We start from the raw sequence: 14,022 nt of genomic DNA, 5'->3' as shown, positions 1-14,022 counted from the left end.
GTATCTGGCCGCACCAATCTGGACATTGCTCAATAGACTGACCGTCGTGGAACCGATCATGATCGTCGTCGCCTTCATCGGTGGGCTCGTGGCGATGGCGGTGCGGTTGCCGCCGTTGGTCGGCTTCCTCGTCTCCGGGTTCGTTCTCAACGCCATGGGCTTCCACCTCACCGAGGGAATCCAGACCATCGCCGAACTCGGTGTCACGCTCCTGTTGTTCACGATCGGCCTCAAACTGCACGTCCGGACCCTGATGCGAGGCGAGGTCTGGGGTGCGGCGACTCTGCACGTTGCCGCGTCGACCGGCGTCCTCATGGGATTCCTGGCGATCGCCAAGGCCTTCGGGGTCATCTTCATCCGGGATGCGTCGTGGCAGACCCTGGCGCTCCTGGGCTTCACGCTGTCGTTCTCGAGCACGGTCTTCGTCATGAAAGTGCTCGAAGACCGTGGTGAGTCGCGCTCGCTTTACGGCCGGGTCAGCATCGGTGTCCTCGTCATGCAGGACATCTTCGCGGTCATCTTCCTAACGGTCTCCACGGGAAAGCTGCCCAGCCCGTGGGCCTTGCTGCTTCTCCTGCTCTTGCCGGGAGCGTGGGTCCTTCGGCAGATTCTGGACCGCCTCGGCCACGGTGAGATGCAGGTTCTCTACGGCGTGATGCTCGCGCTCGTTCTCGGATACGCGCTGTTCGAGCACCTCGGCATCAAGGGCGACCTTGGCGCTCTCATCATCGGCATGCTGCTCGCGCCACACCCACAGGCCGCGTCGATGTCGAAGTCGCTGTTCGACATGAAGGAACTGTTCCTGGTCGGGTTCTTCCTGTCGATCGGGCTGGCGGGCCTGCCGTCGTGGAGTTCGGTGGCCGCAGCACTCGTTCTGCTCTTGTGCATGCCGCTGTGCAGCCTGCTCTACATCGTGGTCTTCTCGCTGTACCGACTCCGCCCGCGTACGAACATCCTGGCCACGCTCGCGCTGTCGAACTTCTCGGAATTCGGTCTCATCGTGGGTGCCCTCGCGGTCGCCAACGACTGGCTCAGTCGCGACTGGCTCGTCGTCCTATCGCTCGCCGTGGCGCTCAGCTTCACGGTCGCGGCCCCGCTGAACAGCCTCAGCGAGGCGGTCAGCCGACGGATCGAACCGTTCCTGCCGCACATCGACCCCAAGAAGCTGCACCCGAGCGACCGCCCGATCGAGGTCGGCAATGCGCAGGTCATCATCGTCGGAATGGGCCGCGTCGGAGCCGGTGCCTACGAGCGGCTGTCCGAGCGATACGGACTACGCGTTCTCGGCATCGACACCGACCACGAACGCGTGATGCGACTTCGGGACGAGGGCGTCAACGTCGTCGAGGGTGACGCCGTCGACGCGGACTTCTGGGACAAGCTCGTCATGGCGACATCGGTCGAACTCGTCATGCTGTGCATGCCCGCGCACGACACCAACATCTTCGCGCTCGATCAGCTCAAGACGCGCACCTTCCACGGCCGCATCGCGGCCATGGTGAAGTTCGCGGACCACATCGATCTGCTCCGTGATCGTGGCGCCGATGTCGTCCACCACCTCTACGAAGAGGCCGGACAGGGTATGGCCGACGACGCCGCCGAGAGCATGGGACGAACCATCAACTAACACCGTCTGACGCGCTGTTCACCGTCTGGTCATCTACCGTAGGGGAGTGACCACGCCATTTACCGCAGAGACGGCAGTCGCGGGCGACGCACAGTGGCCCACGATCCTGACGTGGCGCGCCTACGACGAGCCGCGAATGGAGTCGGCGCGAGTTCAGATCGCCGGCAATCGAGTTCGCGCGGCCGGACGCATTGTGGCGGCGCAGAGTCCGCTGCACCCCGCCTTCAGCGCCTCATACGATCTGGCGACCGACGACAAGGGCATCATCGACCGGGTCACCCTTCGAACGACGCGGAAGTCGGGCGTCAAGCACACGTCGCTGACCCGCGATGAAGAGGGATTCTGGACGGTCATCACCGGAAACTCGCAGGTCAGGTCAAATTTCGGTGGTGCCATCGACCTCGATCTCGGACTCAGCCCGTTCTTCAGCACGCTGACGCTGCGCCGGCTCCGGAGCCAAGGCGTCGGCGGGGAGATCGAAGTCCCGATGCTCATGGTCAACCTGATCGACCTGAGTCTCTACGAGGCGATTCACGTCTACCGGATCGACGGCGATTCGATCCAGATTCAGACCGCAACCTCGACGGCGACCCTGACACTCGACGACGACGGAATCGTCACCGACTATCCCGGTCTAGCTGAGCTCGTTTAGGGAGCGGACGACGCCGCCTCGGCGTCCGGCTTCGCACATTTTTTCGGCCCAGCCATCCTTGCCCACGCTGATGCCCTCGATCGGGCTGCGTTCGACGTTCTCGTACCGCGTTCGAGCGGCGTGGCCGCGATCTGCGAGGTCGCCGAGGGTTCCCTTTTCAGTCAGCGATTCGCGCACGCGCTGAAGTTCGCCGAGCGCCTCGTCGAGTGCGGTGAGCAGCGCCTTTGCATTCGGCTCGCAGATCGCTCGGACGATCGCTGGCGAGGCTCCCGCGACGCGCGTGCCGTCGCGGAACGATCCGGCGGCGAGACCCAGCGCGAGGTCCTGTCCCGCTTCGCCGGCTATCGCGAGCGTCTCGGCGAGCACGTGGGGGAGGTGCGAGATCCGGGCAACGGCTCGGTCGTGGTCAGCCGCATTCGCCGGAACCACGAAGGCGCCACAGTCGAGCGCGAGTTGAGCAACGTCGAGCCACCGGTTCGGATCGGTGTCGGACTCGGCGGCAACCACCCAGGCCGCGTCGTGGAACAACTCGGGAAACGATGCAGCCCAACCCGATTCCGCGGTACCCGCCATCGGGTGTCCACCGACGAACCGCTCCGCCAACCCGTGGTGGCGAGCGGCGTCAAGGACCGCGCCCTTCACGCTCACGACGTCCGTGACGGTGCACTGCGGCGCAAGCCTGGCGATCATGTCGAATATCGCGTCGACAGCCGGCATCGGAACACTGACCACGATGATCGCGTTCGACGACTCGGCACGTTCGAGCGTGGCCGACAGATTGTCGGAGACTTCGAAATCTTCGTCGCGCGCAGCCTTCACCGCCTCGCGAGTGCGGTTGTACGCAAACGCATCGCGACCCGCTTGAGTGGCGGCCCGCAGGAGCGAACCGCCGATGAGTCCGAGACCGATCACGCATACGGGTGGCGGGGCAGAACGGGGCACGACATCAAGACTGACACACCGTCTGCAGCAAGAAGATCCAGCGGACGACTTTAACTACTCCGCAATATCGGGCTACCTTGGCTGCATGGCTCAACGTCCGACCTCCAGCAGTGCCGCCTCAGGTGACCTCGACGATCTCGAGGGCTTCGCGGTGGGCGTCGTGCGTGAGGAGAGCAAGTGGCGTTGCCAGGCGCTATCCGAAAAGGCGTTGACGAGCCTGAAGGACGCGGAGCGGGAACTGCGCGATCTTCGCAGCTCCGGAGCCGTGTTCGGCCTCCTCAACGTCGACGACGGCTTCTTCATCATCGTTCGTCCGCATCCGTCGGGCTCGCGCCTGCTGCTCTCGGATGCGACCGCGGCGATCGAATACGACATTGCCGCCGATGTTCTCGATGCGCTGAACATCGACGTCCCGGATTACGACCCCGATGAGCTCGACGACGTCGACCCGTGGGAAGAGGGCGACCTCAACCTGCTCGAAGACATCGGCCTGCCCGGACCGGTACTCGGCGTGATCGTCTCGGACGTAGACCTCTACCCGGACGAGCAGCTCGGCATGATCGCGCAGCGGCTCGGATTCACCGACGAGTATTCGGCGGTCCTCGACAAACTGCAGCGGTGAGGGACGAGGACTACATTCGGGCGGCGCTAGCGGCGGCCAAGCTCGCGGGCGAGCGGGACGTTCCTGTCGGTGCCGTCGTATTCGATTCCAACGGAAGAGAACTCGCGCGCGCAGCGAATGCCCGAGACGCGTTGGGGGATCCGACCGCGCATGCGGAGATCCTGGCCTTGCGGGAGGCTGCGCGGGTCCACGGCGATGGCTGGCACCTCGACGGCGTGACCCTGGCGGTGACCCTCGAACCGTGCACGATGTGCGCCGGCGCCCTTGTCCTGGCACGGGTTGGGCGGGTCGTTTTCGGCGCCTGGGAGCCGAAGACCGGTGCCGTCGGATCGCTGTGGGACGTGGTTCGCGATCGGCGCCTCAACCACCGCCCCGAAGTTCGCGGCGGAGTCCTCGAAGCGGAGTGCGCTCAGCTTCTGGAGGACTTCTTCGCTCGGCAGCGTCACCCGGAGTCCTGATATAAACGGCGAATGTCTGTCGCCCGGTTTGCCCTCTTGGCCTGCTCTCTCCTGATTGCCGGGTGCGCGATCGAAGGGCACGCGGTCGCGAGCCAGGTGGTGCCGGACGAAAGCAACCACGACCCGTCCCTCGCGGTTCCCGGCGTCGAGGTGGCGTCCTACGCCCATTCGCTGCACGTCGGACGCGGCCAGCGCGTCGCCTATGACCGCACGCCACCGATGGGTGGGCCGCACGATGCCATCTGGGCCGACTGCACCGGAGTCGTCTATGCGGACCCGATTCGCACCGAGTTGGCCGTCCACTCGCTCGAACATGGCGCCGTGTGGATCGCCTACGACCCCGAACGGTTGAGTGCCGGTCAGGTTGCGCAGTTGGCGCGGTATGTGGATGGCGTGCCGTACCTGCTCATGTCGCCGTTTCCGGGGATGGACCAGGCCGTTTCCCTGCAGGGCTGGGGGCACCAACTGAAGGTCGACAACGTCTCTGACCTGCGGATCAGCCAGTTCATCAGCGCGCTGCGGCTCAACCCATACACGGTTCCCGAAATCGGAGCGACCTGCCAGACGATCCCCGGGATGTTCGACCCCGCCAAACCGCCGGCCTTCGATCCGAGCCCGGTCGGGCCAGACGCCGTACGCCTGGACGGCACCGGTGCGGACGTCACGAAGTAGGTCGTAACCGGGCGATTTAGCGATCCGGCGCGGTCACGGTAAAGTTCTCGGCGGTGGCGTGTCCGAGCGGCCTAAGGAGCACGCCTCGAAAGCGTGTGAGGTGAAAGCCTCCGCGGGTTCAAATCCCGCCGCCACCGCCAAGAAAATCCCTCACGGAGTTCCGTGGGGGATTTTCTGTTTCCGCGGGCACCGATAACGGGTATCAGCAAGCGTGACCACCATGGATGTCGATGCTCTGAAAGCTGAACTCACCAAGCCCATCACCGAACAGATGCTCCGGGCTTCCACCCTCATGCGGGTCGGCTACGTCGCCAAAGACGGAACACCGCGCGTGATCCCGATCGGTTTCTGGTTGACCGACGGCAAGATCGCGTTCGCGACCGTCGTCAACTCACCGAAGGTGGCGGCGCTTCGCGAGCGCCCGGAGGTGGCCATCACGATCGACCATGACGGGCTCCCACCTCGTTGTTTGCTCATCCGCGGCACCGCGACGGTCGACATCGTCGATGGCGTTCCGGACGAATACGTCGAGGCGAGCAAGAAGTCGATGTCGGCACGAGGTTCGGAAGACTTCGGTGGCCAGGTCCGCCAGCTCTACGACCAGATGGCCGTCATCACCATCACTCCGACCTGGGCACGCATGAACGACTTCGACACGACATTGCCCAAGCCAGTCGAGGAAATCCTGAAAGCCAAGTTCGGCGGCTGAGCCGTGTCCATATGTGTGCTGTGGATTTCGTGAGTGCCGATACTCGCTTGCTGCAGCCAAGTTCGCCTGCGGCATAACCTGGTTCGGTGGAGTCCGGGTCGGGAGGAACGGGTGCGCCGCTGAGTCGGCGCGCCATGCTGTCGTTCCTCGCCGGGGGTGCCGCGGCAGCCGTTGCCGGCTGCTCCGGGGCCATGACCGGTGGGCGAATCGCCGGGTCAGCGCGACCAGAATCTGCACAGGGTTTTCACGAACCCGTGCCGACGTCGACGCCTGCACCGGGCAGTGGCCTCTCGGGCCGGTTCCGCGTCAACGCCTTGCAGCGGATCGCTTATCCGCCACTCAGCGGGCGCCCAGCGCCACAGAATGGCGGCGACCTGTTCTTGCCCGAGGGCATGTCCGAACTTCCGATCGTCGTGATGATCCACGGCGGTGGGTGGCGCGAGCCCATCGGGCTCGGATACATGACGCCGCTTGCCCGTGACCTTGCGTCGCACGGAGTGGCGGTGTGGAACATCGAATACCGGCGGGTCGGCGGCGGTGGAGGCTGGCCGACGACCTTGACTGACGTCGCGGCCGCCGTCGACTTCGTCGCTGACCTTCCTCATACCGTTCCAGCGCCGCTCAAATTCACCGGCGTCCACGTGACGGGCCACTCCGCGGGTGGCCACCTGGCTGCTTGGACGGCGTCTCGCCCCCGATTGCCCGCGGGCGCGCCGGGAAGCGCGCCGCGCGTCAAGGTGAAGACCGCGTTGACGATGGCCGGCGTATTCGACCTCAGCACCACGGGCTTCGGTGACGAGTGGGTTCTGCCGTTCCTCGGCGGAACCGAGGCGACGTTCCCCGAGCGGTACCGGATCGCCTCCCCGATCGACCTGCTGCCGACCGGCATTCGGGTGTGTTGTGTGCATGGCGTTGAGGACAAGGCGGTGCCGATCGAGCAGGCTCGTCGCTATGTCGCCGCGGCCAGGCGACTCGGAGACCCCGCCGAACTCCTCGCGTTGCCAGGCGTCGGGCATCAGGAATTCGCCGTCGTTACCTCGACCGCGTGGCAGTCGGCGCGTGCCAGGCTTCTTGCCAACATCAGCCGGTAGCTGCGCCGGACTTGTCGGTGGTTGCCGCCATACTTAATCGGTGTCCACCTCTCTCGCCTCCCGTGAGGCAGCCGTCGAGCGTGCGTTCGGGTACCCACGCTTGCGGTACATGGGGTCGAAGTACCGATTGATCCCGGCGCTTGCCGAGGTGTTCGAGGAGGTCGGCGGCAGCACCGCGCTCGACGCGTTCTCCGGGTCGGGCGTCGTGTCCTATTTGCTGAAGTCGATGGGTTACGCCGTCACGTCGAATGACTTTCTGAACTTTCCCGGCGTCATCGCCACGGCGACCACGGTGAACAATGCAGACCGGCTGACCGCGGCGGACATCGCGACCATCTGCGGACCCGCTGCGGACGACCGTGACTTCATTCAGCAGACGTTCGCCGGGCTGTACTTCAACGACGACGATCGCCGCTTCCTCGACAGTGCGTGGTCACACATCGACACGATGAGCGGGAACAAGCGCGCGGTGGCGATCTCGGCGCTCGTCCTGTCGGCAGCGCGCCGCCAACCGCGGGGCGTGTTCACGTTCACCGACTCGGCCAAATACAACGACGGCCGTCGTGACCTGTCGATCTCCCTGCGTGAGCACTTCCTCGAGCATGCCGAGAAGTACAACGACTCCGTCTTCGACAACGGTCAGACACACACCGCGATGACCGGTGATGTGTTCGCCGTTCCCACCGGTTTCGACGTCGTCTACCTTGACCCGCCCTACGCGCCGCCGCGCGACGATGCCGACTACATGAAGCGCTACCACTTCCTCGAGGGGCTCTCCATCTACTGGCGCGGCCAGCAGATCATGGACCAAACCAAGACGAAGAAGATTGCGAAGAAGTACACGCCGTTCGCCTACAAGCGCACCGCGGAAGAGGCACTTCGCATGGCGTTCAAGCGCTTTCATGAATCGGCTCTGGTCGTCTCGTACAGCAGCAACGCGGTGCCTGATGCCGACACCATCGTCGGTCTCCTGCGCGAGTTCAAAGACAATGTGACTGTCCGGCCGATCCAGCACACGTACTCGTTCGGCACCCACGCGGCGGCCACCCGCCGAACCGTCGACGAGTACCTGTTCATCGCCACATGAGTGCAAGTCTCACGTTCGACGAGTATCTGACGTCGCTCTCGAAGCTCAGCGCCGACATCGATCCCGTCGCCGAGACGGTCGAGGCGTCGGACATCAAGAGCGTGGCGCTCGATCTCGAGGCGTGGGCGCCCTTCACGACCGACTCGCTGATCTGGTGGGTCGCGAACAATCGGGATGCGGCCTACGTCCTCGGTTTGGTGCTCGGCATGAGCCAGGAACGCCTGCGAAATGAGATGCGCAGGCTGTTCGGCACGACGTCGGTCGAGCGTGTCGTGCGATCCGATCCGGACGGTTTCGTGTCCCGATTCGACCGTGAATTCCGGGTCGTCGAACTGCTGAACGCGCAGCTGACCAGGACCTACACGTTCGGTGATGTGCTCGCCGCGCGGGCCGGAGGCCGGGTTCGGGCCAACGCCGCGGCAGCGTCCGGGCGGAGCGTCGAGGACGAGATCGAGAACATCGCCGTGGAACTCGGATTGCCGTGCGAGACGCGCACGCGATTCGTCGGCAAACACGGACTGACCGCTCCCTGCGATCTCGCGATCCCGGCCGGGTCCGACGCCGTCATCGCGGTTGCGGCGAAGGGCTTCGACTCCACGGGTTCGAAGCTGACCGATGCCGTTCGCGAAATCCAGGAAATGGCGGAGGTTCGCCTGCCGCGCCAATTCATCTGCGCGGTGATCGACGGAATGGGCTGGCAATCGCGCAAGGCCGACCTCAAGCGGCTGTGGGATCTGTGGGACAGCGATGCCATCGACGGGCTTTACACGCTGTCGAACCTCGACGTCTTTCGCACCGACATCGCGCAGCAGGCCCGCCTCCGCGGCTTCATCGTGACCGAGCCATCCGAACAACCTGTGAATCGTTGAACTGAGTGCGCGAATCGACACTCAGTCCGCTCGCTTGGAGCGCGCGGTAGAGCGGCGAGTTCTCGAAGTGGAACGGGTCGAAGAACCACGGGATGCAACCGCACGGCCGGACGCTGCTCCTGACCGTGCGTTCGCGATCGGTCACCGCCCAGACGACCGAGCAATCTGAGGCCCATTCGGTGTAGTCACCTACCGGCCGCGGGTCGTCCCACAGCTTGTCGCCCGCCACGGCGTCGACGCTCGGTCCGATGTCCCGGAGTCCGCGGAACTGAACCGGCTTGGCGCGCATGACTATTCGCTGTGAGGTGGGGCTCCAGCTCAGGACCGGCTCGAACGCGACGCAATCTCCCGCCCGCGCGTGGCTGCCGACGAAGTCGGCGACCTGGGAGAAGTCGCTCCCGCCGGCTCGCCCGTAGGGACCGCGCTGCGCGAGGAACGCGGGAACCGCAGCGAGGGCAAGAGCCGCGACGAGAACCGCTGCCACCCAATCCCGGTGGCGGGCCAGCGCCCGGATCGCCGCCGCGAGAACCAGTGCGACCCCAGGTGCGGTGAATGACATGTACCGGGGCACGTATGTCGGCGTCACGAACGCGGAGTAGACCAGGGTCACCATGGTGGGAATCGCCGCCAGCAGGGCACCCGCCACGGCGGCGTGCCACACCGGCTTCGGCACGGATCGCCACAGAGCAGCGGTTAGTGCGGCCAGAACCACCACGATTCCGAGGATGAGGTAGGCGGGTGATTCCTCGGTGTACTGCAGGAGCACCGCGTCGACGAGCGTCTGTCGCGTGACGGGAGCCATCCAGGAGATCTGCTCGGTCTGGCTCTGCGCGAATGCGGCGAAAGGTGCGTTGATCAACCCCACCGCGATGCTCGAAATGAGCAGTTCGGCGATGGGCGCGAAGCCGTTCCGCAGCACGACGATCAGCACGTTCACGCCCACGACTGTGATCGCGGGAACGAAGAACACGACAAGCACGACACTGGTGGCGACATACGCCGCCCACCACCACTTGCCTCGTTCGGCCGCGATGAGCGCCAGCAGCGTCGACGCGACCGCGAGCATCACCGTGAAGGCGTAGCCCCGCGCTTCGGACGCGGTCCACAGCACGCGGGGGAGGGTCGCCAGGACGAGTCCCGCGACCACTCCGAACCGGCGATCGACGAGCTTCGTTCCCAGCACGACTATGAGGCCCGCCGCGGCTGCGATGGCGAGCGCAGACGGCAGCCGGGAGCCGAATTCGGACAAGCCGAAATCGCCGGTGATCTGGAGCCAGCCGTACATGACGAAGTAGTACGCACCATGCACCGCGTCGACGTTCCCGAGCATCGCGACCATGTCGTGCCACGGCCGGTTGATCGCCGATATCGTGGCCGCTTCGTCGTACCAGAAAGACGGCCGACCGATGCCCCACGCGGAGATCGCCAGTGCCAGGATCGAGACGGCAGCCGGCGCGAACCGCGAGGTGGTGTCGGCTGCGGACTTCACCGGGTGACCGTAACCCGGAATTTGCGTGACTCGGGCACTGTTCGAGGGTGTGACCAGTGCGTGACGGCTGTGCCAGGTGAGAGAAGAACCACGGGACCGGAGATAGAACCTCCAGTAACCTCGGTAACGATGCTTTACAAACTGCTACGCGAGTTTCTCGCGCCTTATCGCCGCGAGCTGTCGATCATTGTCGTGATCCAGCTCGTGGCTGTCCTTGCCATGCTCTACTTGCCGCGCCTCAATGCCGACATCATCGACAACGGCCTCGTCAAGGGAGATGTCCCCTACATCTGGAAGATCGGCCTGGTCATGCTGGCCGTCTCCGCGGTCCAGGTCTGTTGTTCGATTCTGGGTGTCTACCTGGGCGGTCGTGCCGCCATGGGTGCCGGTCGAGACATGCGTGGAGCCCTGCTTCACCGTGCCAACAACTTCTCGGCACAGGAGATCGGCCACTTCGGAGCGCCGTCGCTCATCACGCGGAACACCAACGACGTCACGCAGGTCCAGATGCTCGTCGTCATGGGCTGCACGATGCTCGTCGTCGCACCGATGATGTGTATCGGCGGTGTCTTCATGGCGCTGCACGAAAACGTCGGGCTGTCGTGGGTCCTGCTCGTTGCGATCATCGCCCTGGCTGTCACGATGTCGCTCATCGTCGTTCGCCTCATTCCGGTCAACCGTGGCCTGCAACGCAAGCTCGACAGCGTGAGCCGCGTCCTGCGTGAGCAGATCTCCGGTGTCCGCGTTATCCGCGCGTTCGTGCGTGAGGAGGTCGAAACCAAGCGTTTCGCCGACGCCAACGCGGAACTGACCGAGACGTCCCTCAAGGTCGGCCGCCTGATGGCGATCATGTTCCCGACCGTCATGATGATCGGAAACGTCACAAGCGTTGCCGTCATCTGGTTCGGCGGGCATCTCATCGACGAGGGCCAGATGCAGATCGGCTCCCTCACCGCGATGATCAGTTACGTCATGCAGGTCCTCATGTCCGTCATGATGGGTTCGTTCGTAGCGATGATGGTGCCGCGTGCGGCGGTCAGTGCCGAGCGCATCAGCGCCGTCCTGACGACCGAGTCCTCGCTGGCCGCGCCCGCGAAGCCGAAGACGTTCGCCACGCACAGCGGTCTCCTCGAGTTCGACAACGTGACCTTCGGATATCCCGGTGCCGAGGAACCTGTTCTTCGGTCGCTCAACTTCACGGTTCGCCCGGGGGAGACGACGGCGATCGTGGGCGCCACCGGCTCCGGAAAGACGACGCTGATCAACCTCGTGCCGCGGTTGATCGACGTCATTGGCGGCTCGGTGCGCGTCGGTGGTACCGAGATCCGCGATCTCGACCCGATCGAGTTGCGTGAGCAGATCGGCCTCGTGCCGCAGAAGGCGTACCTGTTCAGCGGGACCGTGGCCAGCAACCTTCGCCACGGCAATCCGAACGCCACGGATGACGAGTTGTGGGCCGCGCTGGAGATCGCACAGGCCGCAGACTTCGTGCGAGCGATGCCGCAAGGACTCGACACCCCGGTCGCCCAAGGCGGAACGACAGTTTCGGGCGGCCAGCGACAGCGTCTGGCGATTGCCCGCGCGCTCGTTCGGAACCCGAAGATCTATCTGTTCGACGACGTCTTCTCCGCGCTCGACGTGGCGACGGAGGCCCGGCTGCGGTCCGCGCTTCGCGACGTGACGCGCGATTCGAGCGTCATCATCGTGGCACAACGCGTGTCAAGCATCCGGGAGGCGGATCAGATCATCGTGCTCGAGCATGGCGAGATCGTCGGCATCGGCCGGCATGAAGAACTGCTCGATTCGTGCTCGTGCTACGCCGAGATCGTGGACTCGCAGGCGGTGCTCGCATGAGCCGCCCCATGGGTCCTCCCGGTATGGCCGCCCCGGAAGAGAAGGCCAAGGACTTCAAGCAGACGGCGCTGCGCATGGCGCGCCGCATGCGACCGGACCTTCCGCTCGTGGTCCTCGCGTCGTTGTGCACCATTGCCAACGTCGCGTTGATGACGCTTGGCCCGTGGCTGCTCGGTAAGGCGACGAACGTCGTCTTCAACGGCCTCATGGGCAAATACCTCGGTGCGAACATGCCCGCGGGGACCACCAAGGAACAGGCAATCGAGATACTGCGCGAGCGCGGCGACACCGCCATCGCGAAGATGCTCGGGGCGATGGACGTGACGCCGGGCAAGGGGGTCGATTTCGACGCGGTCGGACATCTGCTCCTCATCGTGGTCGGTCTCTACCTCGTGGCCATGGCGTGCGGTTACGTGCAGGGCCTGCTGCTGAACCGGGCGATCCAGTCGACCGTTTCGGGCTTGCGTTCGGACGTCGAGGACAAGCTCAACGACCTGCCGCTGAGCTACTTCGACAAGGCCAAGCGCGGTGACACCCTCAGCCGTGTCACCAACGACATCGACAACATCGCCCTCGGCATGAACCAGGCGTTCTCCCAGACTCTCGGCGGAACCCTGACAGTGGTCGGAATTCTCGCGATGCTGATCTTCATCTCGCCGATGCTCGCGGTCATCGCGGTGCTCATGATTCCGGCGTCCGGATTCGTGACCGCGAAGATCGCCAAGCGTTCTAAGCCGCATTTCATCGACCAGTGGAAGTACACCGGTGTCCTCAACACGCAGGTGGATGAGGCGTACTCGGGCCATGAGCTCGTCGTCGCGTTCAACCGCGGCAAGGAGGTCGAAGCCACGTTCGACGAAAGCAACGAGAAGTTGTTCCAGTCGAGCTATCGCGCGCAGTTCATCTCGGGCCTGATCATGCCCACGATCATGTTCTTGGGGAACATCAACTACATCGCGATCGCGGTTGCGGGTGCGTTGAAGGTGGCCGGCGGTTCCCTCACACTTGGTGCCGTCCAAGCGTTCATCCAGTACTCACGGCAGTTCTCGATGCCGCTGAGCCAGATGGGTTCGATGGCCAACGTCATCCAGTCGGGCGTCGCCTCGGCGGAGCGGGTGTTCGAGGTTCTCGACGCAACGGAGCAGACTCCGGACACCGCGCCGTCGGACCCCGCGTCGAAGGCGCGCACTCGCGGACTCGTCGAGTTCGACGACGTGTCGTTCCGGTATGACCCGGAGAAGCCGCTCATCGAGAACCTGTCTCTGCGGGCCGAGCCTGGCCAGGTTGTCGCGATCGTCGGACCGACGGGTGCGGGCAAGACGACGCTGGTCAACCTGCTGCTGCGGTTCTACGACGTGGACTCCGGCTCGATCCGGATCGACGGCGTGGACGTCCACGACATGACCCGCGCCGACCTTCGCTCGAAGATCGGCATGGTTCTGCAGGACACCTGGCTGTTCGGCGGCAGCATCCGCGACAACATCGCGTACGGAAACCTCGAAGCCACCGAGGCGGAGATCCTCGAGGCCGCGACGGCGGCGTACGTCGACCGGTTCGTGCACGCACTGCCAGACGGCTACGACACCGTCATCGATGACGAGGGCAGCGGCGTCAGCGCGGGCGAAAAGCAGCTGATCACGATCGCTCGCGCGTTCCTGGCACGGCCGTCGATCCTCGTGCTCGACGAGGCGACGAGCTCCGTCGACACCCGCACGGAGTCCCTCGTCCAGCACGCGACGGCGGCTCTCCGCGCAGACCGGACCGCCTTCGTCATCGCCCACCGACTGTCGACGATCCGCGACGCGGACATCATCGTCGTGGTCGATGGCGGACGGATCGTCGAGCAGGGCAACCACGACCAACTGCTTGCGGTCGACGGTCACTACGCCTCGCTGTACCGCACGCAGTTCGCGGGTCCTGCGGATTCGCTAGAGGTCCCGGTCCGGTAGT

At 64.8% G+C, this 14,022-nt stretch carries 13 protein-coding genes and 1 tRNA gene; 12 read left to right on the top strand and 2 right to left on the bottom strand.

Annotated features, from left to right (window positions below; genetic code table 11):
• Positions 1 to 46 precede the first annotated feature (46 nt).
• Positions 47 to 1,627 carry a cation:proton antiporter family protein gene (locus tag F600_RS0103810; protein WP_018159264.1) on the top strand — a complete coding sequence of 527 codons (1,581 nt, stop codon included), beginning with the start codon at positions 47 to 49 and terminating at the stop codon, positions 1,625 to 1,627.
• 46 nt (positions 1,628 to 1,673) lie between these two features.
• A complete protein-coding gene (locus F600_RS0103805; protein WP_018159263.1) occupies positions 1,674 to 2,279 on the top strand; it encodes a putative glycolipid-binding domain-containing protein in 606 nt (201 codons plus the stop codon).
• On the opposite strand, the gene F600_RS0103800 is transcribed toward F600_RS0103805, so the two are convergent.
• Positions 2,262 to 3,221: a prephenate dehydrogenase gene (locus F600_RS0103800; RefSeq protein WP_026306133.1), complete on the bottom strand. Its 960-nt coding sequence runs from the start codon at positions 3,219 to 3,221 to the stop codon at positions 2,262 to 2,264. The genes F600_RS0103805 and F600_RS0103800 overlap by 18 nt on opposite strands.
• A gap of 85 nt (positions 3,222 to 3,306) precedes the next feature.
• Between F600_RS0103800 and F600_RS0103795 the strand changes: the two genes are divergently transcribed.
• The 8 genes from F600_RS0103795 (at position 3,307) to F600_RS0103760 (ending at position 8,729) form a co-directional block, all read left to right on the top strand.
• Positions 3,307 to 3,843 (top strand): tRNA adenosine deaminase-associated protein, encoded by a 537-nt coding sequence (locus F600_RS0103795; protein WP_018159261.1) that lies wholly within the window; start codon positions 3,307 to 3,309, stop codon positions 3,841 to 3,843.
• Positions 3,840 to 4,301 (top strand): nucleoside deaminase, encoded by a 462-nt coding sequence (locus F600_RS0103790; RefSeq protein ID WP_018159260.1) that lies wholly within the window; start codon positions 3,840 to 3,842, stop codon positions 4,299 to 4,301. The genes F600_RS0103795 and F600_RS0103790 overlap by 4 nt, the downstream gene beginning before the upstream one ends.
• 12 nt (positions 4,302 to 4,313) lie before the next feature.
• Positions 4,314 to 4,973, top strand: coding sequence for a thioredoxin-like domain-containing protein (locus F600_RS26830; protein WP_156024400.1), 660 nt, complete (start codon positions 4,314 to 4,316; stop codon positions 4,971 to 4,973).
• Positions 4,974 to 5,025: 52 nt separating this feature from the next.
• Positions 5,026 to 5,113, top strand: a tRNA-Ser gene (locus F600_RS0103780).
• 80 nt (positions 5,114 to 5,193) lie between these two features.
• Positions 5,194 to 5,682, top strand: coding sequence for a pyridoxamine 5'-phosphate oxidase family protein (locus tag F600_RS0103775; protein ID WP_018159258.1), 489 nt, complete (start codon positions 5,194 to 5,196; stop codon positions 5,680 to 5,682).
• Positions 5,683 to 5,768: 86 nt separating this feature from the next.
• Positions 5,769 to 6,773, top strand: a complete 1,005-nt coding sequence (locus F600_RS26825; RefSeq protein ID WP_018159257.1) for an alpha/beta hydrolase family protein — start codon at positions 5,769 to 5,771, stop codon at positions 6,771 to 6,773.
• A 109-nt stretch (positions 6,774 to 6,882) separates the two neighbouring features.
• Positions 6,883 to 7,860 carry a DNA adenine methylase gene (locus tag F600_RS0103765; RefSeq protein WP_018159256.1) on the top strand — a complete coding sequence of 326 codons (978 nt, stop codon included), beginning with the start codon at positions 6,883 to 6,885 and terminating at the stop codon, positions 7,858 to 7,860.
• Positions 7,857 to 8,729: a hypothetical protein gene (locus F600_RS0103760; protein ID WP_018159255.1), complete on the top strand. Its 873-nt coding sequence runs from the start codon at positions 7,857 to 7,859 to the stop codon at positions 8,727 to 8,729. Before F600_RS0103765 ends, F600_RS0103760 begins: the two co-directional genes overlap by 4 nt.
• Here the strand turns inward: F600_RS0103760 and F600_RS0103755 are convergent.
• Complete coding sequence (locus F600_RS0103755; protein ID WP_018159254.1) at positions 8,689 to 10,218, bottom strand: glycosyltransferase family 39 protein; 1,530 nt, start codon at positions 10,216 to 10,218, stop codon at positions 8,689 to 8,691. The two genes, F600_RS0103760 and F600_RS0103755, sit on opposite strands and share 41 nt — an antisense overlap.
• Before the next feature lie 129 nt (positions 10,219 to 10,347).
• Between F600_RS0103755 and F600_RS0103750 the strand changes: the two genes are divergently transcribed.
• Positions 10,348 to 12,072, top strand: a complete 1,725-nt coding sequence (locus F600_RS0103750) for an ABC transporter ATP-binding protein (RefSeq protein ID WP_018159253.1) — start codon at positions 10,348 to 10,350, stop codon at positions 12,070 to 12,072.
• A complete protein-coding gene (locus tag F600_RS0103745; protein ID WP_040630385.1) occupies positions 12,069 to 14,021 on the top strand; it encodes an ABC transporter ATP-binding protein in 1,953 nt (650 codons plus the stop codon). The genes F600_RS0103750 and F600_RS0103745 overlap by 4 nt, the downstream gene beginning before the upstream one ends.
• Position 14,022 lies beyond the last annotated feature (1 nt).

The organism is Smaragdicoccus niigatensis DSM 44881 = NBRC 103563, assembly GCF_000380645.1.
Lineage (GTDB): Bacteria > Actinomycetota > Actinomycetes > Mycobacteriales > Mycobacteriaceae > Smaragdicoccus > Smaragdicoccus niigatensis.
The sequence above is the reverse complement of the archived record's forward strand: the minus strand, read 5'-3'. Positions and strand labels throughout refer to the sequence as shown.

Bases quoted from the DNA above. Each gene is read 5' to 3' on its own strand.
- F600_RS0103795 (WP_018159261.1), top strand. From the start codon at position 3,307: ATGGCTCAACGTCCGACCTCCAGCAGTGCCGCCTCAGGTGACCTCGAC.
- F600_RS26830 (WP_156024400.1), top strand. From the start codon at position 4,314: ATGTCTGTCGCCCGGTTTGCCCTCTTGGCCTGCTCTCTCCTGATTGCC.
- F600_RS0103775 (WP_018159258.1), top strand. From the start codon at position 5,194: ATGGATGTCGATGCTCTGAAAGCTGAACTCACCAAGCCCATCACCGAA.
- F600_RS0103765 (WP_018159256.1), top strand. From the start codon at position 6,883: ATGGGGTCGAAGTACCGATTGATCCCGGCGCTTGCCGAGGTGTTCGAG.
- F600_RS0103760 (WP_018159255.1), top strand. From the start codon at position 7,857: ATGAGTGCAAGTCTCACGTTCGACGAGTATCTGACGTCGCTCTCGAAG.
- F600_RS0103750 (WP_018159253.1), top strand. From the start codon at position 10,348: ATGCTTTACAAACTGCTACGCGAGTTTCTCGCGCCTTATCGCCGCGAG.
- F600_RS0103745 (WP_040630385.1), top strand. From the start codon at position 12,069: ATGAGCCGCCCCATGGGTCCTCCCGGTATGGCCGCCCCGGAAGAGAAG.